Source organism: Vampirovibrionales bacterium, from assembly GCA_016712355.1.
Lineage (GTDB): Bacteria > Cyanobacteriota > Vampirovibrionia > Vampirovibrionales > Vampirovibrionaceae > JADJRF01.
This window is the reverse complement of sequence record JADJRF010000005.1, coordinates 688,293-707,870: the sequence shown is the minus strand read 5'-3', so window position 1 is coordinate 707,870 and position 19,578 is coordinate 688,293. Positions and strand designations below refer to the sequence as shown.

At 60.7% G+C, this 19,578-nt stretch carries 20 protein-coding genes and 1 tRNA gene; 14 read left to right on the top strand and 7 right to left on the bottom strand.

The annotated features are described in order from the left end of the window. Together IPK79_04655 and aspS are read right to left on the bottom strand one after the other, a co-directional pair. Positions 1 to 1,563: a tetratricopeptide repeat protein gene (locus tag IPK79_04655; protein ID MBK8189720.1), complete on the bottom strand. Its 1,563-nt coding sequence runs from the start codon at positions 1,561 to 1,563 to the stop codon at positions 1 to 3. A gap of 343 nt (positions 1,564 to 1,906) precedes the next feature. After that, complete coding sequence (aspS, locus tag IPK79_04650; protein ID MBK8189719.1) at positions 1,907 to 3,745, bottom strand: aspartate--tRNA ligase; 1,839 nt, start codon at positions 3,743 to 3,745, stop codon at positions 1,907 to 1,909. A 414-nt stretch (positions 3,746 to 4,159) separates the two neighbouring features. On the opposite strand from aspS, the gene IPK79_04645 reads away from it, so the two are divergent. The 6 genes from IPK79_04645 (at position 4,160) to IPK79_04620 (ending at position 10,334) form a co-directional block, all read left to right on the top strand. Continuing rightward, positions 4,160 to 4,528 (top strand): flagellar FliJ family protein, encoded by a 369-nt coding sequence (locus tag IPK79_04645; protein MBK8189718.1) that lies wholly within the window; start codon positions 4,160 to 4,162, stop codon positions 4,526 to 4,528. A 53-nt stretch (positions 4,529 to 4,581) separates the two neighbouring features. Then, positions 4,582 to 7,071, top strand: a complete 2,490-nt coding sequence (locus tag IPK79_04640; GenBank protein ID MBK8189717.1) for a flagellar hook-length control protein FliK — start codon at positions 4,582 to 4,584, stop codon at positions 7,069 to 7,071. A 75-nt stretch (positions 7,072 to 7,146) separates the two neighbouring features. Then, on the top strand, positions 7,147 to 7,578 hold the full coding sequence (locus IPK79_04635; GenBank protein MBK8189716.1) for a hypothetical protein: 432 nt from the start codon (positions 7,147 to 7,149) through the stop codon (positions 7,576 to 7,578). Positions 7,579 to 7,628: 50 nt separating this feature from the next. Then, positions 7,629 to 8,816, top strand: a complete 1,188-nt coding sequence (locus tag IPK79_04630) for a flagellar hook-basal body complex protein (protein MBK8189715.1) — start codon at positions 7,629 to 7,631, stop codon at positions 8,814 to 8,816. 181 nt (positions 8,817 to 8,997) lie between these two features. Further along, complete coding sequence (locus IPK79_04625; GenBank protein ID MBK8189714.1) at positions 8,998 to 9,594, top strand: hypothetical protein; 597 nt, start codon at positions 8,998 to 9,000, stop codon at positions 9,592 to 9,594. A gap of 86 nt (positions 9,595 to 9,680) precedes the next feature. Beyond that, positions 9,681 to 10,334, top strand: a complete 654-nt coding sequence (locus IPK79_04620) for a hypothetical protein (GenBank protein ID MBK8189713.1) — start codon at positions 9,681 to 9,683, stop codon at positions 10,332 to 10,334. 104 nt (positions 10,335 to 10,438) lie between these two features. On the opposite strand, the gene rplT is transcribed toward IPK79_04620, so the two are convergent. The 4 genes from rplT to IPK79_04600 form a co-directional block, all read right to left on the bottom strand. Further along, complete coding sequence (rplT, locus tag IPK79_04615) at positions 10,439 to 10,795, bottom strand: 50S ribosomal protein L20 (GenBank protein ID MBK8189712.1); 357 nt, start codon at positions 10,793 to 10,795, stop codon at positions 10,439 to 10,441. Positions 10,796 to 10,869: 74 nt separating this feature from the next. Continuing rightward, entirely contained in the window at positions 10,870 to 11,079 is a 210-nt protein-coding gene (rpmI, locus tag IPK79_04610) for a 50S ribosomal protein L35 (protein MBK8189711.1), read from the bottom strand. Beyond that, entirely contained in the window at positions 11,072 to 11,653 is a 582-nt protein-coding gene (locus IPK79_04605; protein ID MBK8189710.1) for a translation initiation factor IF-3, read from the bottom strand. Before IPK79_04605 ends, rpmI begins: the two co-directional genes overlap by 8 nt. A gap of 103 nt (positions 11,654 to 11,756) precedes the next feature. Next, positions 11,757 to 11,840 (bottom strand) — tRNA-Leu (locus IPK79_04600). A 237-nt stretch (positions 11,841 to 12,077) separates the two neighbouring features. On the opposite strand from IPK79_04600, the gene recA reads away from it, so the two are divergent. From recA to rsfS, 4 genes are read left to right on the top strand one after another with little or no spacing between them, the layout of a single operon-like run. Further along, a complete protein-coding gene (gene recA, locus IPK79_04595; protein MBK8189709.1) occupies positions 12,078 to 13,208 on the top strand; it encodes a recombinase RecA in 1,131 nt (376 codons plus the stop codon). Between the two features lie 42 nt (positions 13,209 to 13,250). Continuing rightward, a complete protein-coding gene (locus IPK79_04590; protein ID MBK8189708.1) occupies positions 13,251 to 14,075 on the top strand; it encodes a YmdB family metallophosphoesterase in 825 nt (274 codons plus the stop codon). A gap of 60 nt (positions 14,076 to 14,135) precedes the next feature. Then, positions 14,136 to 14,927 (top strand): bis(5'-nucleosyl)-tetraphosphatase (symmetrical) YqeK, encoded by a 792-nt coding sequence (gene yqeK / locus IPK79_04585; GenBank protein MBK8189707.1) that lies wholly within the window; start codon positions 14,136 to 14,138, stop codon positions 14,925 to 14,927. Positions 14,928 to 14,982: 55 nt separating this feature from the next. Further along, positions 14,983 to 15,285, top strand: a complete 303-nt coding sequence (gene rsfS / locus IPK79_04580) for a ribosome silencing factor (protein ID MBK8189706.1) — start codon at positions 14,983 to 14,985, stop codon at positions 15,283 to 15,285. Here the strand turns inward: rsfS and msrB are convergent. Then, positions 15,273 to 15,713: a peptide-methionine (R)-S-oxide reductase MsrB gene (gene msrB / locus IPK79_04575; GenBank protein ID MBK8189705.1), complete on the bottom strand. Its 441-nt coding sequence runs from the start codon at positions 15,711 to 15,713 to the stop codon at positions 15,273 to 15,275. The two genes, rsfS and msrB, sit on opposite strands and share 13 nt — an antisense overlap. Positions 15,714 to 15,841: 128 nt before the next feature. On the opposite strand from msrB, the gene IPK79_04570 reads away from it, so the two are divergent. The 4 genes from IPK79_04570 to IPK79_04555 all read left to right on the top strand — a co-directional run bounded on the left by IPK79_04570 (position 15,842) and on the right by IPK79_04555 (position 19,557). Then, on the top strand, positions 15,842 to 16,201 hold the full coding sequence (locus IPK79_04570; protein ID MBK8189704.1) for a DUF1290 domain-containing protein: 360 nt from the start codon (positions 15,842 to 15,844) through the stop codon (positions 16,199 to 16,201). Between the two features lie 140 nt (positions 16,202 to 16,341). Beyond that, complete coding sequence (ftsZ, locus tag IPK79_04565) at positions 16,342 to 17,625, top strand: cell division protein FtsZ (GenBank protein ID MBK8189703.1); 1,284 nt, start codon at positions 16,342 to 16,344, stop codon at positions 17,623 to 17,625. A gap of 6 nt (positions 17,626 to 17,631) precedes the next feature. Continuing rightward, positions 17,632 to 18,729 carry an S-methyl-5-thioribose-1-phosphate isomerase gene (gene mtnA / locus IPK79_04560; GenBank protein ID MBK8189702.1) on the top strand — a complete coding sequence of 366 codons (1,098 nt, stop codon included), beginning with the start codon at positions 17,632 to 17,634 and terminating at the stop codon, positions 18,727 to 18,729. Positions 18,730 to 18,963: 234 nt separating this feature from the next. Next, positions 18,964 to 19,557 (top strand): hypothetical protein, encoded by a 594-nt coding sequence (locus IPK79_04555; GenBank protein ID MBK8189701.1) that lies wholly within the window; start codon positions 18,964 to 18,966, stop codon positions 19,555 to 19,557. Positions 19,558 to 19,578: the final 21 nt, after the last annotated feature.

Genomic DNA, 19,578 nt, shown 5'->3' with positions numbered 1-19,578 from the left:
TCAGCCTTCGACGGCTTGTGACAGCGCGTGAATCAGCGTGTCGAGCTGCGAGTCGTCGAGTTCGCCGGTCACGTCGTTGACTTGGCGAGCGCGTTCAAAGCAGCGAACAGCCCGTTCGCGCTCACCCATAAAGCGATGGGCGCGTCCCAGATTATAGAATGCCAGCGCGTACCCGGAATTCAACCCGATGGCGCGCTCAAACAGCGCCATGGCATCGCGCACGCGACCCAGATGATCCAGATAAATCACGCCGAGATTGTTATAGGCGATATCGTATGAGGGATCGCGGTCGATGGCGCGTAGATAGTAGTCGACGGCGGCGTCAATCTCGCCGGTCTGCCACTTGAAGTATCCCAGACACGCCAGCGCTTGCAGGTTGTCGGGCTCCAACCGCAGGGCGTCGGCGTACACGCGTTCGGCATCGGCGAACTGACCTGCTTCGTAATAGTAAGCGCCCAGTTGCAAATAGTGATCCGTCTGCCGCGGTTCGGCGGCAATGGCGCTGAGCATGGCCAGTTGCGCCGCCTGCGGATTATCAAGCAGGTCGTGATACAAATGCGCCAGATTCACGGCTTGCAGTGCGCGATCGCGCGGATGCGCCTGCGAGCGTAAAAACGTTTGATAATAGCCGCTGGCCTGTTCGAGATCGCCCAGCGCGGCGTACAGATCGCCGAGACGGCGATACGCGTCGGCGCGCTGCGGGGCGAGCGTCAGCAGATGCTCCAGCAGGGCGATGGCGTCTTCATGGCGATCCGTCGCCTCAAAAAGGGTCGCGAGCCGATCACAGGCCAGCGCGCTCAGCGGATTGCGTTTAAGGACGCGACGATACCAGTATTGCGCCTCGTCGAGCATGCCGCGCGTCGCGCATAAGTCGGCCAGACGAATCTGCACGCCGTTGAGACCGGGGAAGCGTTCGTGCAGGGATTGCCAAACGACCCTCTCGGCGTCGTCGTCATGATGAAACCGCGCGCTCAGCGCCTGGAATCCTGCCAGCAGCAGGGGGCCCCAGACGCCGGGCAGTTCGCGCATGCTTCCTATGCCTGCCGCCAGCCCAGCGCAGAAGGCGGCTCCCCACAACAGAAACGCCATGAGAAAGGTCGCGGGCGTTCGGACGTCATAGGCGCGGGCCAACAGCCGCAAGGCCATGTGCGTGTCGCCCAGCGTTTTGCTGAAGCGCAAGGCTTGCCAGCCCCATTGCCGGGCTTCGCCCGCATTGCGTTGAAACAGCGCGATGCGCGTCAGCGTCAGCGGCGCAGCGGCTTGCTGGGGCTCGAATGAGAGCGACTTGAAGGCCAGCGAGCGGGCTTTGTCAAAGCGGGCGCGATCGAGGTTGACGCGGGCCAGCAGGGCCAGCGCGCGCGCATGATCGGGTTCATGCTCCAGCGCCTGAGCGAGTAAATCCATGGCGCGATACTGCAAATTGTCGCCTTGTCTGGGATGCGCCGATTGGCGTATCAAGGCTTCAGCCTGACAAGTGAGTTCGTCGGACAGCGAGCGCGCCTGAGCGGCTTTCGCAGACCGGTTACCTGTTAAATTCCAGCTCATGACCACTTCCCGGAACACAGACGGTTCCCCCTCTTCTATCAACGCCTCGTTAAACCACTGGGTGAATGGATGCAGGTGATAACATCAACGCTGTGACACGGTGAGCTATCGACGAGCCCGCGCAAAGCTTTAGAAAATCGCCCGCTCTGTTACATTTTTTAACGCCAGGGGGCGTCTCGCTTCGCTACTGAAACCATACGCAGGTCCCTGGATTTTTCAGTAACAATAAATTAACAAAAAACGGCGTCAGCTCGCGACGAGGGCCTCATCGAATCTCGGCGCGCCCACGCGAAACAAGCGCGCTGAACCCTCCCGTCGCGCAGATTCAAAGTGGTTTTTCGGGCGAAAAAACGCGCGCGCCCTAGGCTTTGGATTTGCTCGGGGTCTTGGCCGGCGTCGGGGCCCACTGCATGTGCAGTTCTCGCAATTGCTGGGCGCTGGGCTCAGAGGGCGCGTCGGTGAGCGGACAAGCGGCATTGTTGGTTTTAGGAAAGGCAATGACGTCGCGAATGCTATCAGCGCCGGACAACAACGCGGCGATTCGGTCAAACCCGAGCGCCAGGCCGCCATGAGGCGGCGCGCCGTACTCGAAGGCTTCCAGCAGAAAGCCAAACTTCTGGCGGGCTTCTTCTTCGCTGAGCCCCAGCAGGCGGAAAATCTGGGCCTGAAGCTCGCGCTGGTGAATCCGAATGGACCCGCCGCCGATTTCGTTGCCGTTATAGACCAGATCGTAGCCTTGGGCCAGCGCCGTTTGCGGCGCGCTTTCAAGCAGGGCGGCATCTTCGACGCGCGGCGAGGTGAACGGGTGGTGATTGGGCGACAGGCGGCCCTCGTCATCCACGTCAAACATGGGGAAATCCACGACCCACAGCAGTTCATGGCGATTAGGGTCGATCAGATTGTGGCGACGGGCAAAGTGTTCGCGAAAACGGCCCAGCGTCGCACAGGCTTTGACGAAGGCGTCGGCCATAAAGAAGACGACATCGCCGGTTTGCGCGCCGGTTCGCTCAGTAATGGCGGCCTTTTCGGCGTCGCTCATATATTTGAGGATGGGCGACTTGAGCCCTTCGGCGGCATACACGATATAGGCCAGACCTTTGGCGCCAAAGGCGCGGGCCTGATCCTGCAAGTCATCCAGCTCTTTGCGGCTGTAGTCGGCGGCGCCAGCGACGCGCAGGGCTTTGACGGCGCCGCCCGATTGCGCGGGCGCGCGAAAGGCGGTGAAATCGCTGGCGACAAACACGTCGGTCAGGTCGACAAATTCCAGCTCATAGCGCAAGTCGGGTTTGTCCGAGCCGAAGCGGCCCATGGCGTCATGCCACGACATGCGCGGTAGCGGCAGGGATACGGACACGCCCGCAACGGCAAACATCTCGCGCGCCAGCGATTCTACCAGCGTCAGGACGTCTTCCTGCGTGACGAAGGCCATTTCGATATCAATCTGCGTGAATTCCGGCTGACGGTCTGCGCGCAGGTCTTCGTCGCGAAAGCAGCGCGCAATCTGGTAATAGCGCTCCATGCCCGCCAGCATAAACAACTGCTTGAAGATTTGCGGCGACTGCGGTAAGGCGTAGCACGAACCCGCATGCACGCGGCTGGGCACCAGATAATCGCGCGCGCCCTCAGGCGTGGCTTTAATCAGAATGGGCGTTTCCAGCTCCAGAAATCCCGCAGCGTTGAGGGTGCGGCGCACGGCCTGGGCCAGCTCATGGCGCAGGCGCATGGCGCGATGCATTTTCGGGCGGCGTAAATCCAGGTAGCGGTACTTCAGGCGCAATTGCTCATCGACGGCGTCGGCCTCATCGTCGATTTGAAACGGCAGGGGCTTGGCGCGGTTGATGATTTCCACGCGCTCGGGATAGACCTCGACCTCACCGGATGCAAGCGCCGCATTGACGGTGTCTGCAGGGCGCCGCGTGACCGGTCCGCTGATGGAGACCACGTCTTCGCTGCGCAGGCCGCTGAAGGCGCGGTGCGCTTCGGGATTCCGCGAGGGATCGGCAACCACTTGCAGCAGACCGCTGCGATCGCGCACTTCAATAAAGATGATGCCGCCTAAATCCCGGCTGACCTGCACCCAGCCGTTGACGGTAATCGTTTGCCCCTCGACGCTGGCGTCAACATCGCCGCAAAAGCGGGTGCGGGGGGTAAAAGCGGCGGAAAGCGTCACGGGCGGCTCCAAAACGGTTGACGGGGACATGGCGGATCTTCCTCTTGATATAGCATCTTTGTGAGGGGTTTGAAAACAGGGGGCGTGCTGACAACTAAAACGCCGGGTAAGAGGGGATTGCGCGACCATACCCGGGTCGTCGCGGGCGAAGGCTTGGCAGAAGGCTGTCACAAAGGCAGGACGCAGGACGAGGCCCGTTCTGCCCCCTGCTTCTCATGGAATCCACCGACTGAACGAGGCCAGAGCGGGCGCGGCGCGCTACGCTAAACATGACGCCACAGAGAGAGAAAAACCACTTGTCTTGAAAAACGCGCGCCCATCGGGGCGACGCCTGATCAGACGCGAAGCGAAGGGGATGCGATCATTTCGACGCGACCATTTCAATTCAGGCTGCAAAGCGCGCTGGACTTTCGCGCCCGCGAGCTGGAAGACGTCCAGCACCGTGTGGCGGCGGAAGAATCGCGCCGTTTGAAGATTCTCGGGCGCATCGCTGAAATCGATGCGGCCATTGAAACCTCCTATGTCGATTACCGCCGCCTGTCCGAAGAAGGCCTGTTGCCGATGGCGTCTTCGGAGAATTTCAGCGGTTATCTGGCGCGGATGAAGACCCAGCGCGGCGATCGTCAGCGCGATCTGGCCGAGCAGGAAAAACGACTCGACGCCGTTCGCGAAGAACTCAAAGCCGCCATGATCCGCAAAAAATCGCTCGAATTGCTCAAGGACAAGCAGGCCAAACGGCTTAACGCCTTTTTACTCAAAGAAGAAGAGAAATTTCTGTCGGAAATGACGTTATTGCGACTCGCCCGCACGTAAGCGGCGATCCGCAGGGGATTCAGAGTCAGAGAATAGGGGATATTGCAGGCTTGATGACGCCCATCGACGCGCAACTGCCGCCGCTTCCCGCCTTGGGGGGAGGGCTCGCCTCTGACGCCGCCGCCGCGCCCGCTGGCGGCGAGACGCAGGCCTTGGCGCAAGTTTTTGACGGCTTGCTGCAAAAGCTATTGACGCCCCCGGCGACGCTCAGCGCGCCGGCTGCGCTCACCGCCGCTGAAACGCCCGTTGCGGCGATGTCAAAAGACGCCTCGCAGACGATCATGGATCCCGTAACGCCCGGCGAGACGCCGATTCAAGCGCTCGCCCCGATTAACGGCTCGCCGCTCACGGCGCGTCCTGCGCTGGCGCTTTCCATTAGCGCTTCGCTCCTTGCGCTGACGCCGGGGCCGGTGGCTGTTTCGACGCCGCCGCCTCCCGAAAACGCCGCTTCTGAGACGACGGCGGGACTGAATGCCGCGCCTGCGCCAACGATCGCCTGCGGCGCTCACGATCCGGCTGCGCTGGCCGTGATGCCGGCAACGGCGCCGACATCTCAGGCGATTCCTGATGCGCAGGTAAGCGCTGCGCCCGACCTGCCAGGCGTGACGCGTGAGCAGTCGCCGCACGCGGCCTCTGAACACGCGCCCGTGACAAATGTCCAAACGCGGGAAGCCGCCGCGCCCGATGAAACGGCGGGAGACATCCGCCCTGAGAAATTCGCTGAAAAACCCGCTGAAAAATCTGTTGAAAAGCGCGCTGTACAAGGCGACGCGCCTGCTTCTCAGCCGTCAGATCCCGTCTCGGATGGCGCTTTGCCGGTTGTCGGCAATGAGTCCCCCGCGCCTGCGCCTGAAAAAACGCCGCCCGCGACGCCCAATCCTCCGGCGCATCCAGCAATCGTTTCGACGCCGCAAGCGTCTGTCCCGGTAATCGCGCCCATCGCCTCGCCCGTTACGCCTGCGGCGTTCGCGACGCAGACAGCGGGGCCATCGCCTGAGTCGGCCTCTGTTGGGTCGCCTCGATCGAGTCGCGCTCCCAGCTCGACTCCGGAAACGTCCATTCGCGAAACGTCCATTCCCGATGTTCCGCCCGGTCTGGATCGCGCGGCGGCGGCGCGCTTGCAGTCCCTCGCGTCTCCCCTGCCGCCCGGGATCGCCATCGCGCAACAAGTCATCGCCCAGACGCATGCCAGCCAGACTTCGGCGGTGACGAACGCTTTCGCCGCCGCACAGGCGGATGCCCCCGTACTGACAGGCGATTTGTCGCTGAGCGGCCCTGCGTCCGACAGCCTCCAGGCGACGGCTGAGAGCGCGCCAACCCCATGGCAATCGTCTCCTTCAAAATCAGTCGCCTCCGACTCTGGCATGATGGCGCCCTCTGCCCCCGGCGCTGAGCGGCTGACGCCGCCTCAGCAGCCGACACAGGCGCTTTCTCCTGCGCTGACGGCGCAAAGGGCGACCGCACAGGTTCAGCAAATCCAGGATCAAACGCTGGCGAAAACGCCGCCGCCTGAATTGGGGCTGGCTCTGAAGGAGACAGGGACTCCCGCGTCTGCGCCGGATGCCAACGCCGCACGGGTCTCGTCCTCCGCGCCGGAACAGGCGGCGCCCGCGCCGGTCGTTTCTGTCAACGTCTCCAAAGCGCCGCCCTCGTCTTATGCGTCGCTTTCCACCTCGGCCCATTCTCAGGAAACGCTTTCGTCATCTGAAAAATCGGCGCATAAAGCGTTTGAAGGCCTGTCGGGCGACGCTGCTCGCGCATCTTCTCTGGACGTGTCTTCCCGTGAAGTTTCTGGGCCAGAATCGACCCCGCCGTCGCTGTCGCCAGCGCCGTCGCTGTCCGTCGCCGCCAGCGGATCGAGCGTTCATGCGGCTTCCGGCGCTGTAACGATTGAAAGCGCTGGGTCGACGCACGCTTCCGCTGCCGCCCAAGCCGCCCCGCATCTGAAGGACGCCATGGCGTCGGGCCGTAAAGAAGTGATTCTGCAACTGAAGCCCGAATCGTTGGGCGAGGTGCGGGCGCAGCTCAGCGCCAGCGGACGCCATGGCGTCACCGTTCGCCTGGAAACCGTCACTGAACAAGCGCGTGAGGCGCTGTTGCAAGACGTAGACGCGCTGCGCCGATCGATTGAAAGCCAGGGCGTGCGGGTCGATCGGATTCAGGTGGCCTGCCACAGCCGCGCGGTCAGCGCCAGCGCCGACGGGCAGGGCGCGCGTTTCGATTTCGGGCAATCCGGACAGTCGGGGCAATGGACGTCTCAGGGTCAGTCCGCCCAGTCCAGTCTGTCTGACGGCTCAGGCGGCGCTCATGGGGGTCGCCGCGATGAGGCGTTTAGCGCAGCCTGGCAACAACAGTCTCAACAGCAAGGCCATGGCGGCTCTCGCCAGCACGATGCGCGCGCTTTTCACGGCAATGCGCGCCCTGACGCCCCATCGCGTTCAGAGGCGACCCATGCGGCTGAGCGTTTTCTCGGCGACGGGCGTCGCGACGCCGACCCTCTGGCGGCCACCCGCGTTTCGGGGCGCGTCAGCGTATTGGCCTGATAGAAATTTTCTTAAAGAAAGAGAGAGAAATAAATCAGTCAGACATTCAAATCGGTTAATTGGGAGGAACCCCTTGTGGTCAACGTTCAAAACATTATCAGACAGCTCCAGACCGACACCACGCGCATGCAATACCAGCAGGGGCGCGGCAACGTCGGCACCGGCAAGCTGGACAGCAACGCGTTTATGAAGCTTCTGATGGCGCAATTGACCCATCAGGATCCGATGAACCCTATTGAAGACGCGCAATTCATCTCGCAACAGGCGCAATTCGCCCAGCTGGAAAAAACCGACCAGATGCTCAGCGTGATGAAGTCCTCCAACCTGCTTGGACAAGCGGGCTCGTTGGTGGGACGCACCGTGGATATCAAGGCGACCGACGGCTCGCTCATTCGCGGACGGGTCGATAGCGTCAAAATCAGCGCCGACAGCGTGAATATCAACGTAGGCGGCAAGGCGTACGCCGTCGATCAAATTCAACAAATCTACGCCAACGCCGCCAGTTAGACGGTGACATTCCCCAACAGGCAGAGAGAGAGACCGGAGGAACCCCATTCATGACAGCAGGACTATATTCAGCCGTTTCAGGCATTCGGGCGAATCAGACGCGCCTGAACGTGATTTCCAATAACATTTCCAACGTCAACACGATCGGCTTCAAATCCAGCGACGTCACCTTCGCCACCGTGTTTTCCAACACGCTGTCCGGCGGGACGACGCCCAACGGCTCGCTGGGCGGCACCAATCCCAAGCAGATCGGTAACGGGACGCTGGTACAAGACATCCCCGTGGACTTCAGCCAGGGCGGCACCCAGTACACGGGCCGATCGACCGACCTGATGATTAACGGCAGCGGGTTTTTCGTGGTCGAGCGCATTGACCCCAACCTGGGCACCAGCAATACGGCCTACTATCTGACGCGGGCCGGCAACTTCAGCCTGGATTCCAACGGCAATCTCGTGACGGCGGCGGGTAACCGCGTGCGAGGGACGGCCCAACTGTCCGGCAGCTTGCCGACCACGCAAACCAACGTCAACATTCCGCAAGAAATGCTGATCGTTAAGGATATGAACGCCACCGCCAACGTCATTGGCACGCACTTCGCCCAGATTGGCACGCCTGCGGCGACCATCGCGCTACAGCAGACGGCGGGCACCGTGTCGCAGAACATCGCGACCGTCAGTCTGGTCAATTTCAGCGTGGGACGTAACGGATCCATCTCTGCGACCTATTCTAACGGCGATATTATCACTGTTCGGGTGGATCAGGGGACGATTAACCCGGTCAATCCCTCGGCGACGCGCACCGAAATTATCCACATGCCCGCAGAAGGCGGCACGTATGGCGCCGATAACGACGGAAACGGCGTGTCTTCGCAGCCTTTAACCGATTCCGGCATTGTGGATCAAATTACCGGCTTCAACGTGTTTAACGCGCCGCCCGGCGGCGTCGCGATGCAAGGGATGCAACTCAACGTGCAGACGGCCACGGTTACCAATCCGGCGGGTCTGGTGTACGACGGCAGCAATAACTTCCTGCCCGGGGCCAACTCCGGTACGGTGTATTTTGGCCAGCCCAACACCGGCAACCGGGGCGGCGTGACCAGCGGCTCTCTGGAAACGTCGAACGTGGACCTTGCGGGGCAGTTCTCTAACATGATCATCACGCAGCGGGGCTTGGAAGCCAACAGCCGCGTGGTGCGAACGCAAAGCGAAGTGTTACAGGCTATCATCAACATCGTCTAACGTCTCTCCGCCTTCATCCCACTGTTGCGCGGGAAGTCTGACCGGCTTCCCGCGCAGCTTTTTGCCCGCCGTTAACGCCTTGTAACGCAGGGACCGAGGGGCAATCTTGCAAAACCCGCAGACCTCATTACGCTATTCAGCAGAGTCACCGAGCGATTGTCAGCAAGAGGGGAGACGCGGTATGCAAGCATCTTTCAGCAGCGGCGGCGCCATCGCGCGCTTGCGCGAGAAACTGGCCGAACTGCGCTATTGGGCGCTGGTGGGGTTCTTCTCGTGGGCCTATGACTGGACGATGACGCGTCTCAACGCCCCGCAGCGGCGCAGCGCCTATCGCGCCATTACGCAACCTGCTGCGCCCTGGGTGATGCGCGATGCGGATCTGGCCATCGAGTGGTTTCTCGAAGAAAGCCGCTGGAGCGACTGCGACCCGGAGGACGAGCGTCCTGTGGGAGACGACGCTCCCGAGAGAAGCCGCGCTGAGATCGCTGACGCCTACATGCGCTATTGCGTGGAAGGGCGAAAACCGCAGCGCGAGCGCATGGTCAAATTCTTGCCCGATGGCGAGTGCATGGTTCTGGAAGGAAATCGCTACAAGGCCGTGGCATACGAGCTCAATGAGCTCTTTCAGCGAGACTGGGAAGCGCCCGCCGCCCCCGTCGGGAGCGCTTCCCTCCAGAGCCGGCTAATACGAGACGATAAAACGTCACTCGCCTCTGAGACGCACGATAACCGACGTTCACCCTCAGTGCTGCCCCCTAAACGCTTGCCTAATTCGTAAAAACGCGCGATCCGCCAAGCGCCGCTTATCCCCCCCAAAAAACGCGGATGGTCACAGAAACGTCGAGAGAAGAAGGATACGCCTGCGTGATGACACTGGATACGATTTATCAAAGCCTGGTCAACACCCTCGTGCGCCTGCTCAACCCGCACCGACTGCGCGAAGCGCTGGATCAGCGTCTGGCGTCGGACGTGGCGGCGCAGTTGTCGAGTTCAGCCGTCGAAAGCCGCATGCGCGAAATCGAACGCTATCTGGCCAGCGTCGGCGACGTCTTTGATCTCGATGAGGATGACGACGCGGACCTCCTGGCGGATCTCGACGCCGCCGACGGCGATTCTGACGACGGGAGCGAGGCCGACGAGGCTATACTGGAAGCAGATTGCGCCATTTACGCCTTGCTTCAGGAAAACAACTGGCGCGAGTGGAAAGAAGACGAGCGCCGGGGGATTCATCAGCCCCCGCGTGAAAAGAGCGTCTATGATCTATATGACGCCTATCTCAGCAGCCAATTGCAACAGCAACAGCGCCCCCCGCAAACGCCCGGCGCGGGACAGGGCCAGCCCTCCTCGCCCGCCGTCGCGCGCCGCGAGCCTCGCGGAGAATCTGTCGGCGCGTTGGGCATGTACAAATTTACCGAAGACGGCGAGTGCATCACGGTAGCGGGCGGTAAATGGCACGCAGTGGCCTATGAACTGGAAGCCATGTACCGCAAGGCGGACGACTGCCCCTGGGACCGCTAAACGCATTGTGAACGCGCGCCCTGCTGAAAGCCAGTTTCTGCTCAAACGCCCTCCCCGTCATAACCGGGAGGGCGTTTGGGTAAAAGCGACAGGAAAAAGAATGCCTAGCTGATGGCGGTTTTCACCTGCTGAACGACCAGCGCAAAGGCTTCCGGCTGACGGGCGGCCAGTTCGGCCAGATGCTTGCGATTAAGCGTCACGCCGGATTTGGCCATCGCGCCGATAAAGCGGCTGTAAGACAAGCCATGTTCGCGTACGGCGGCATTAATGCGCTGAATCCACAAGGCGCGCATTTCGCGACGACGATTACGCCGATCGCGGTAAGCGTACTTGAGCGACTTCATCACGGCCTGGTTGGCAACCTTGAACAGTTTGCCGCGCGATCCGCGAAAGCCCTTGGCCAGCTTCAGAATTTTCTTATGGCGCTGGCGGGAAACATTTCCTCTTTTGACTCTGGACATCGGGGACAATCCTTACAGATAAGGGGGGAGGGGAAAAACCGGGAGCGAAAGCAAAAACGCGAGGCGCGCGCCGCTTAACGGCAATATTGCGGATAGGGCAGCTCGGCGCAAACCCGTTCGAGATTGGCCGAATGCACCAAGACCTTGTGATCCAGATTGCGTTTGCGCCGCGAGGTTTTTTTCTGGTTCAAGTGGCCGCGGCCCGCCTGTTTGCGCGTCACCTTACCGGTGCCGGTCACGCGATAGCGCTTGGTGGCGGATTTGTGATTCTTCATTTTAGGCATCGTCGGAATCCTGTTTGGCCGCAGCCTCAGACGGTTTGGGCGCGGCGGCGCGAGTGGGATTAAGGTGAAGGGTAATGTTGCGCGCGCCCTCCAGACGGATCATCCCCTGAAGCGCGCCGACGTTTTCCAAGTCTGCTACAAACCGGCGAGCCAAGTCAAATGCCAGACTCGAATGCTGAACTTCGCGCCCCTTGAGGCGGATGGAGCATTTAACGATATCGCCTTCCAGCAGAAACTGTCGCGCGCGATTGGTTTTGACGCCATAGTCATGATCGTCGATGCGAATGCCCATCTTGATTTCCTTGATGGCCGTCACATGCTGTTTTTTCTTGGCTTCGCGCGCCTTTTTCTCGGCTTCGAACTTGAACTTGCCGTAATCGGCCAGTTTCACGACCGGCGGCGAGGTGCTGAGGTTCATCACCACCAGATCCAGGCCGCGCTCTTCGGCCATTTGTTCGGCCTCGGCGCGGGTCAGAATATGGTGTTCGTCCCCATCAATCAAACGAACTTCAGAGCACTTGATACGTGGCGTCAGAAGTTGCGGCCCCTTGGATTCCGGGGGCTTGGGCGGCATGCTGCGAATCGGAGCGTCCTCCAGCGGAAAAATTGACCCAGCGCGCGCGTCAGGACGTCGGCGCTGCCCATGTGAGTATTGTATACCTTAAAAAGGCGAAAAATGCGGAAGGGGGGACTTGAACCCCCACGGCCTCACGGCCACATGCTCCTGAAACATGCGTGTATACCAATTTCACCACTTCCGCGCGGCGAGCCGTTGACGCAAGGCCAACGACGTAGGGCATACTCTAGTATAGACCCGCGCTCCTCGTCAAATCCTCCCGGCGGCGGCCTTGCCCCGGGGCTTGGAAATATCTCAAAACGTAACACCCCTTTACGAAAGTTTCGTGTATGATATTAGAATAAATTTTCGATTCGCCCGATAGATTTGGATACGGATGAGAGCGGGCGGTTTTGTGCTTGTTCGACAGGAGTTTGCGTCAATGGCCGTCAAGGAAACGTCTCGCGACAAAACAGAAAAACCGGGCGTGGGGGGCCCTGCCTCTCAGCTGGATCGTGAAAAGCTGCGCATGCTGGATCTGACGATGGAGAAAATCGAAAAAGAATATGGCAAAGGCTCCATCATGCGTCTGGGCGATCGCGCCTCCATGGCGCTGAAAGTCATTCCCACCGGGGCCCTGTCGCTGGATCTGGCGTTAGGGGTCGGCGGCGTGCCGCGCGGACGGGTCATTGAGATTTACGGCCCGGAATCCAGCGGGAAGACCACCCTGACGCTCAACATTGTCGCCGAAGCTCAAAAAGCGGGCGGCATCGCTGCGTTTATCGACGCGGAACACGCGCTCGACCCCGAGTACGCCCGGCGTCTGGGCGTCAATATTGACGCGCTGCTTATCAGCCAGCCCGACACTGGCGAGCAGGCGCTGGAAATTACCGAGCAACTCGTCCGCTCGGGCGCGGTCGATGTGGTGGTGGTCGATTCGGTCGCGGCGCTGGTTCCCAAGGCCGAAATTGACGGCGAAATGGGCGACTCGCACGTGGGCCTTCAGGCGCGGCTGATGAGCCAGGCCCTGCGCAAGCTCACCGGCATTATCGGCAAGACCGAAACCTCAGTGATCTTCATTAACCAGTTGCGCCAGAAGATCGGCGTTATGTACGGCAACCCGGAAACCACCACCGGCGGCAACGCGCTGAAATTCTACGCCAGCGTGCGCCTGGATATTCGTCGCACGGAAACCCTCAAAAAAGACGGCGTGGAATACGGTAACCGGGTCAAGGTGCGCGTCAAGAAGAACAAGGTTGCCCCGCCCTTTAAAGCCGCCGAATTCGACATCCTGTTCGGTCAGGGGATTTCCTCAGAAGGCTGCGTGCTTGATGTGGCCACCGAATTGGGCGTCATCAAGAAAATGGGCGCCTGGTACGCTTATAAAGATGAAAAACTGGGTCAGGGCCGCGAACGCGTGCGCGACATGTTGCAGCAAACGCCGGACCTGCTCGCCAAGATCGAAGCCGAAGTCCGCAGCCTGCTCAGCTCGGGCAATCTGGCCGCGGCTGCAGAGGCGCCCGCCGAAGCGCCCGACGCTGACGAGATGACGCTGGAAGAAATTCTGAGCTAAGCGTCTTTTCTTTTCTGTCGCATTGCGCCATGATCCTTACTTATGGCTGCAACTGCGTCGAAGACGCTTGATATTCTGTTTTTTGGCGACCTGGTCGGAAAACCGGGGCGAGTGGCTGTGCGCCGTTATCTGGCGTCGCTGGCGCCGGATTGCCGCCCGGACGTCGTGATTGCCAATGGCGAGAACGTGACGCACGGCTTTGGCCTGAGCGAAAAGCATTATCACGAACTGCTTGCCATGGGCGTTGATATTATCACCGGCGGCAATCACAGCTGGGATCGCCCGGATATCCTGCACTACGTCGAGCGGGCCGAGCGTTTCGTGCGTCCCGACAATCTGCCTGCCGCCACGCCGGGGGTGGGGCATCGCGTAATAGAGGTCCATGGCTTTCGCATTGGCGTCATTAACCTGATTGGCCAAGCCTTTATGGGCAACTATAATTCGCCCTGGGAGCGCCTTGAACGGGTAGTTCAGACGTTGAAGGCCCAGACGCCGATTCTTTTTCTGGATTTTCATGCCGAGGCCACGGCCGAAAAAATCGCGATGGCGCACTATTGCGCCGATCTCGGCGTCAGCGCCATGGCCGGGACGCACACCCATGTCCAGACGGCCGATGAGCGCGTGCTGAAAGGCGTCATGGGCTTTATCACGGATGCCGGCTTTAATGGCGCCCATGACAGCGTCATCGGCATGGACGCCGAATCCTCGCTGATGCGCCTGAAATCTGCGCTGCCAGCCCGGCTTCAGGTGGCGATGACGCCGACCTTGCAGGTGAACGCCGCGCGCTTTCGCGTGGAGATTGCAAGCGGGCGCTGCGTCGGCGTCTCGCGGACGTTTCAGTTGCTCGATCCGCTTCCTGCGGGATAGCGAAAGCGCCCATTCCGGGCTATAATAAAAGCGCTGGTTATCATAACAAGAGGATTGCCGTTGCCCCACTCGCCAGACGTCGCTCTCTCCGCCTTGCCGGGCGCGCCTGCCTCGCCCGACGCTCATGGAGAACCCGCGCCGCCACCCAGCGAGTTAGAAGCGGCTCTTGCCTTGACGCGCGCCAGAATCACGGCGGCGCAAGCGTGGCTCGGGCGTTACCTGTCGCGAGAGCGCTTGTCTCATAGCGCGGGCGCTTGCGAAAAAGCGGTGGAACTGGCCCGCCTATTCGCTTTGCCAGACGCCGTGGTTGAGCAGGCCGCCATGGGCGCGCTCCTGCATGATTGCGCCAAATGGATGTCGCCGCTGGAACTGGCGCAATACTGCCAGGCGTACGGCATTGAGACGCAAGCTGCCGATATGGCATGTCCGCAGACCCTGCACGCGCTGGTCGGCGCGCATCTGGCTGAGCGTGAATTTGGCGAGAGCGATCCCGAGGTCTTGAATGCCATTCGTTCGCACACCACCGGACGTAGCGGCATGAGCGTTGTTGAGAAACTCACGTTTATCGCCGACAAGATTGAAAGCAACACGCGCAACCCGCTCTTTGTCCGAAAAACGACGGAATGCCTCGATTACCGCAACGTCGCCAGTCTGGACGTCGCCGCGCTGTACCTGCTGGACGCCACGATCGCCTTTATGCTGGAAAAGCGCCAAATGATTCATCCACGGGCCATTGAGGCGCGCAATGATCTGATTGCGCAACTCAAAGAGCTCAGGGACGCTCACCAGACGCCGCAAACCGAGAGGAGGAACGTGCGCATTGACCCCGCCAATCGACATCAACGCCTTTGAAACCGCCGTTTGCGCCGCCCACGCCGCAGAGGCCAAAAAAGCCAGGGACGTTTGCATGTTACGCGTGGGCCCTGTCACCACGCTGGCAGAATATTTCTTAATCTGTACCGGGGAAAGTCAGGCGCAGCTTAACGCCATTGCTGACGCCATCGCCGAATCACTTGCCAAACAGGGGCATCACCCTATTGGCCAGGAGCGCGATCGTCAGGGGAAATGGATTCTACTGGACTATGGCGATGTGGTCGCGCATGTGATGCATCCCCAGGCCCGTGAATTCTACGATCTTGAATCGTTCTGGAGCCATGCGGCGGCGGTAGACGCCTCGCAATGGAGCCCCTCGGCCCGTCAGGCGTCCTGATCCGCCTGCAACGGTTTCTCCGATCGCGGCTGAAATTGCAGGGACGCCGAATTGACGCAGTAGCGCAGGCCGGTGGGCTGGGGGCCATCCGTAAACACATGGCCTAAATGGGCGTCGCACCGCTGGCACTGGATTTCTATGCGTCGCATGCCATGGCTGTCATCCGGCGTCTGGCGAATGCCGCTTGCCTGAGCCGCCTGCCAGAAGCTGGGCCATCCAGACCCGGAGTCATATTTGCACTGCGCGTCAAACAGCGCCTGTCCGCAACACGCGCACAGGTAAACCCCGTCTGCATGATGGTCGTAATACGCGCCGCTGAAAGGCGCTTCGGTTCCTTTTTGACGGGTGACGGCGAATTGTTCGGGCGTCAGAACGGCCCGCCATTCGGCGTCTGTCCGGGGGAGGGCATGGTCGCGCGGGGTGGTCATCGTTATAACCTCCTGTTTCTGTGGCCTCGCGCGCGGTGATGATGCGATGACGCGCGATCGCGTTTTGGCGCCATTTTTCACAAAAGAAGTCTGTCAGACGGCGCCGGTTGCCGCTATAATAGCCCACGATGAAAAGCGCGGGAATTTTAACCGGTTGCGCCCTCGCCGGGCTGGGAGCGGGGCTGGCGCTGGCGTGGAACGTCGATGCGTCCATCAGCGAGGAGCGCTCGGTCTATCTGGTCGTCGCGCTGGTCATTACCATGGAAACCCTGTTCCACGGGTTGAAGCTGTATCTCGAAGAGCGCTTTGACCTGCGCACGACCCTGCTCAATTTTGGCGTGAATCTGCTGGCCGCGTTCTTCTTTTTGAAGATCGGCTTTCTGACGCATGTCGATTTTTACATGGCCCTGTTTATCATTTTTGGCATGCGAATGTTTAGTAATCTTTCCGCTCTCTCACAAAAACTGTTTGCAAACCCTTCTGTTTGAGACGATAATAGGCCACTCTTTCCGCGCTGTGAATGAGAATTCATGCGCTGCGCCGCCAAAAGCGCTGAAATGCCGCGCCAAGCGAGCGATTCCACGCCCGATTCCATAGCCCGCACACGTAGTTCAAGGGGACGATTTGAATGCAAAAAGAGAAGTTCTCCGACGATGGGCCCGCCTCGCTTTTTTCCGCGCGAAGCGAAGATATTGGCCGTCTGAACGCCACCATTAAAGTCGTCGGCGTCGGCGGCGGCGGCGGGAACGCCGTCAATCGCATGATCGACAACGGTCTGACCGGCGTTGAATTCTGGGCGATGAATACCGACGCTCAGGTACTGGAAATGTCCGGCACGGGCAACCGCCTGCAACTCGGGCACAAGATTACGCGCGGTCTGGGCGCCGGGGGCAATCCGGCAATCGGGCAAAAAGCCGCCGAAGAAAGCCGCGATGACGTCATGGCTGCGCTCGAAGGCGCAGACATGGTCTTTATCACCGCTGGCATGGGCGGCGGCACTGGCACCGGCGCCGCTTCCATTGTCGCAGACATCGCCCGCGATCTCGGCGCGCTGACGGTCGGCATTGTGACCAAGCCGTTCATGTTCGAAGGCCGTCGTCGCCAGCAACAGGCGGCGCAAGGGCTGGAAGCCATTTCGGAAGCGGTCGACACGCTGATCGTCATCCCCAACGACAAGCTGCTAGACGTGGTGGAGCGTCGCACCTCCATGCTCGAAGCCTTCAAAACGGCGGATGACGTGCTGATGCGCGGCGTTCAGGGCATTTGCGACATTATCACCGTCCCTGGGCTGATTAACGTCGACTTTGCCGATGTCAAAGCCATTATGTGCCATGCGGGCTCCGCCATTATGGGCGTGGGCACTGGCTCAGGCGAAGGCCGTGCGCTGGAAGCGGCGCGAATGGCCATTAATTCGCCGTTGCTGGAAACCTCGATTGAAGGCGCCAGCGGCGTCATCTTCAACGTGACCGGCGGCCCCGACATGACCCTGCATGAGGTGAATGAAGCGGCTGAGATTATCTACGAAGGCGTGGATAAGGACGCGAACATCATCTTTGGCTCGGTCATTGATGAGCGCATTGCGGGCGAAATCCAGATTACGGTGATTGCCACCGGCTTCCAGCTCAAGAGTCAGCAGCAACGCGCGGGGCAAGCCGCCACCGGCGTTCGGACGCTCTTTGAAACTGCTGTTTCCGCCCCTGCGGGCGTGGCTTCTGCGACAACGGACGCCGCCGGCTCCAAGGGCTTGCCCTTTATGCCGCCGCGTCTGGAAGAACAACCGCTGCCGCCGCCGCCCCGTAAAAATGGCGATGCGGTTTCCGGTAATGGCGCTCACGGATCGCACTCTCCGGTGCGAGAAGCGGCGCGTCGCTTGCTGGATCTGCCGGACTTCCTCAAGCCGGGCAATAAATAACCGTTTATGACGGCCGTTTCACACCATTGCGCGCGGGTGTCTCCCGTGGCATGGGAGCGCCTTGGCGATCGATACGTCGCGCGCCTGCTGGATCAAACGCTGCTGCCGCATCAAACGCGCTGGCTGACGATTGAAACCCCGGAGGCAATGGCCGACGCCATTACGCGGATGATCGTGCGCGGGGCGCCCGCCATTGGCATTGCGGCCGCTTATGGCCTGGCGCTCGGGGCGCAGCGCGCGCGCGGGGCCACAGCTTCCGTTGAGGCGATGACGCGCGCGCTCAGCGACGATGCGGCGCATTTGCTGGCCGCGCGACCCACGGCGGTCAATCTGCACTGGGCGTTGGCGCGGCTGCGCGCGGTGTGGGAACGCCCGGATTCTCAAGCCCTCTCATCGCGCGACGCCCTGCAAGAGGCTTTAATTCGCGAAGCGCAGGCGATTCATGAAGATGATCGCATAGCCTGTGACGCGATTGGGGCGCATGGCGCGACGCTGATCCCTCAAGGGGCGCGTATTATTACGCACTGTAACGCTGGGGCGCTCGCCACCGGCGGACGCGGGACGGCGCTGGGCGTGATTCGCTCGGCTTTTGAGCGTGATAGCGCCATCACAGTTCTGGCCGATGAGACGCGCCCGCGCCTTCAGGGCGGTAAGCTCACGGCTTGGGAGCTGCGACAAGACGGCATCCCCGTTCATGTTATTCCCGATGGCGCGGCGGCCAGCCTGATGCGGGCCGGTCGCGTCGATGTCGCCATTGTCGGCGCGGATCGCATCGCTGCCAATGGCGATACGGCCAACAAAATTGGCACCTACGCCTTGGCTTTGGCTGCGCGGGCGCATAATATTCCTTTTTATGTGGCGGCTCCCCTGTCCACGTTTGATTTTTCGGCGCAATCGGGCGCAGAAATCCCGATTGAGGAGCGTGACGCGCGCGAAGTGACCCATCATGAGCATACGGCCCTTTTTGCGGCAGATACGCCTGTGCTGAATCCGGCCTTTGACGTCACGCCCGGAAATTTTATCGCCGCTTTTATTACCGAGTGCGGCATTATCCGCCCTCCCTACGACGAATCCCTTGCCCAACTGGCGACATCGGCGTTTTAAAACGGCGAATTTTAATCCTTTGGGCAGCAAAAGATACACCTTTTGGACGACTTCCGTTTCGGAGGTCGTTCGTATAATGGACTCACATTCAGTCAACATTCCCTTGTCCAAGTAGATTGGATTTTTCTCATCTTCGTGTCAACCACTCAGGTCCGTTTCGGATCTGGGTGTTTTCTTTTGGGAGAGCGCCGGGCGTGCAGCCCGTATAATCAAGCTATGAAGGGAGGCGCCTACTTGCGCTCGCACACGTTTTTTCTGTCGTTTCCCCTGCTGATGCAGTGGGTGACGCGTCTGCTGGGCGTGGTGGCGCTGGCGGCGCTGATAGCGTCGGCGCTTGTCGTGATTCCGGCTTTCTTTTTCGCGCATTTGCCCTTAACGCTGCTGATGACACCGATCATGCTGACGCTTCTCCCGACGCTGCTGCTGGGTTTGGGCCTGTTGCCGTTTCTGGCCTTGCTGTGCTGGCTGGCCTGTCGTGTTTTTCGCCTTCGGCTCGATGAAGCTGGCGTGACCCTTTCGCTGGGTCCTTACCAGCGGGCGATGCTCTGGCTGGAGACGCGTCAGACGCAGGCCGCGCGTCTCTTTGGTCTCCCCTGCGTCCTGATGGAAGGGTTGGCCCGTGACGCGCGTCTTCGCGTTCCTACCGGCCTGATACGCGATGGCGAATCGCTAGGCAAAGCCTTGCTGGCGTTTACCCCCGCGCATCGCGCCGCATCTGCCGCGCTCTGGCGCGACGCGCCCACGACGCCGCCACAAGAGGCCTCCCAAGACGTTCAGGAAGACTTCGAGCCCGAATTTCCTGAAGCAGACGAAGAAGAAAGCCCCTGAAGACAAGCGCCAAAAACGCGC